The organism is Streptomyces sp. 13-12-16, assembly GCF_002114215.1.
GTDB lineage: Bacteria > Actinomycetota > Actinomycetes > Streptomycetales > Streptomycetaceae > Streptomyces.
In genome coordinates this window covers 1-2,024 of record NZ_NCTE01001116.1, presented here as the reverse complement: position 1 = coordinate 2,024, position 2,024 = coordinate 1, and the positions used below count along the sequence as shown (strand labels likewise).

3 protein-coding genes are annotated in these 2,024 nt (G+C 73.4%); 1 reads left to right on the top strand and 2 read right to left on the bottom strand.

The annotated features are described in order from the left end of the window. Positions 1 to 473 (bottom strand): MFS transporter (locus B7767_RS36125; protein WP_143652825.1); only part of this gene is annotated, 473 nt, incomplete at its 3' end. 130 nt (positions 474 to 603) lie between these two features. Here B7767_RS36125 and B7767_RS36120 point away from each other — a divergent pair. Further along, on the top strand, positions 604 to 1,182 hold the full coding sequence (locus B7767_RS36120; protein ID WP_085575728.1) for a TetR family transcriptional regulator: 579 nt from the start codon (positions 604 to 606) through the stop codon (positions 1,180 to 1,182). A 12-nt stretch (positions 1,183 to 1,194) separates the two neighbouring features. Here the strand turns inward: B7767_RS36120 and B7767_RS36115 are convergent. Next, a partial coding sequence (locus tag B7767_RS36115) for a response regulator (protein ID WP_085575727.1) occupies positions 1,195 to 2,024 on the bottom strand: 830 nt, incomplete at its 5' end.

The following is a 2,024-nucleotide window of genomic DNA, read 5'->3' as shown; positions in this document are numbered from 1 at the left end:
CGGCGGGCGGCGGGGGCGCGTTCGGCGACCAGCGGGACGAGGAGCTGCGGTACGACGGTCCCGGCCGAGGCGACGAACACGGCGATCGCCAGTGCGCCCGTGCCGGGGGCGACGGCGCCGGCGATCAGGGCGGCGGTGGTGACCAGGGTGAGGACGGTGACCAGCCGGCGCCGGTCGGCGGTGTCGCCGAGCGGGGCGAAGAAGAGCAGGCCGACGGCGTAACCGAGCTGGGCGACCGAGGCGATCCAGGCCACGGCCGACGGCGTGGAACCGAAGTCGCGGGCGATCAGGGAGAGCAGGGGCGCGGCGAGGTAGATGTTGGCGGCCGTGACCGCGGTGCACACGGCGATGAGCGTGAGGAACGCGGCGGAGCCGCGGGACGGGCCCGGAACCGGACCCGGATTCCGATCGGGAGCGGTGACCGGTGGCCTGCGGCCCTGCCGGCCGTTGGTGGCGCTGGGCGCTGAGGACATGAGCGGGGTACCCCTTCGAGCCTGCTCTAACAACTAACTGGTTGGTTGGCTGATGGAGGGAACAGTCTGCGTCCCCGTCGGATTCCCTGTCAACCAAACGGTTGGTTACAAGCGGAGTTACCCTGTTCCCATGGCAGTCAGGGACCCCGAGGCCACCAAGGCCCGGATCTTCGAGGCGGCGGTCACCGAGTTCGCCCGCCACGGCATCGCCGGCGCCCGCATCGACCGCATCGCGGCCGAGGCGAAGGCCAACAAGCAGCTCATCTACGCCTACTTCGGCAACAAGGCGGAGCTGTTCGCGATCGTCCTGGAGCGGAAGATGCTGGACCTCGCCGAGTCCGTCCCCGTCGACCCGGACGACATCGAGAGCTGGGTCGACCGGCTGATGGACTACCACGCCGCCCACCCCGAGCTGCTGCGCCTGCTCTTCTGGGAGGGCCTGGAGTACGGCACCGACGAGCTGCCCCACGAGGGCGAACGCCAGGAGCACTACGTCCGCAAGGTCGCCCTGCTCCGGGACGGCCAGGAGCGGGGCGTCGTCACCGACGCCATCCCGGCCGGCGACCTGCTGTTCCTGCTGACCGCGCTGGCCAACTGGACGGCCGTCGTCCCGCAGATGCGCCGCATCCTGGTCGGCGGGGAGGCGGACGACCGCGCCCGGCTGCGCGCGTCCGTGAAGGAGGCGGCCCGCCGCCTGGTCGCCCGCTGACGGCGGTGCGGGTCAGTTGGTCCCGATCCGCGACAGCAGGTCGACGATCCTCTCCTGCACCTCTGCACTGGTGGACCGCTCCGCCAGGAACAGCACCGTCTCGCCGGAGGCCAGCCGCGGCAGGTCCGCCTGGTCGACGGCGGCCGTGTAGACGACGAGCGGGGTGCGGGTGAGCTGTCCGTTCGCCCGCAGCCAGTCGATGATCCCGGCGGGCCCGGCCTGGCGCGGGTGCACCCGCATCAGGTCCATCACCACCAGGTTCGGCCGGAACTGCCCCGCCAGCGCCACCGCGTCGGCGTCACTCGCGGCCCGCGCGACCTGCATCCCGCGCCGCTCCAGCGTCCCGGTCAGCGCCAGCGCGATCTCCGCGTGCTCCTCGATCAGCAGCACGCGCGGGGGGTGCTGATCGCTGTCGCGCGGCGCGAGCGCCTTCAGCAGTACGGCGGGATCGGCGCCGTACGCGGCGTCGCGCGAGGCCTGTCCGAGCCCGGCCGTGACCAGCACCGGCACCTCGGCGGCCACCGCGGCCTGCCGCAGCGACTGCAGGGCGGTACGGGTGATCGGCCCGGTCAGCGGGTCCACGAACAGCGCGGCGGGGAACGCCGCGATCTGCGCGTCGACCTCCTCGCGCGAGTGCACGATCACCGGCCGGTAGCCGCGGTCGCTCAGCGCCTGCTGCGTGGTGACGTCCGGCGCGGGCCACACCAGCAGCCGGCGCGGGTTGTCCAGCGGCTCCGGCGGCAGCTCGTCGTCCATCGGCTGCGGACGCGGCGGGTCCGCCACCTCGACGGCCCCGCCCGGACCGTCCAGCGGCTCGGGCCCCTCGGCGGCGTCCGCGTCGG

Bases quoted from the DNA above. Each gene is read 5' to 3' on its own strand.
- B7767_RS36120 (WP_085575728.1), top strand. From the start codon at position 604: ATGGCAGTCAGGGACCCCGAGGCCACCAAGGCCCGGATCTTCGAGGCG.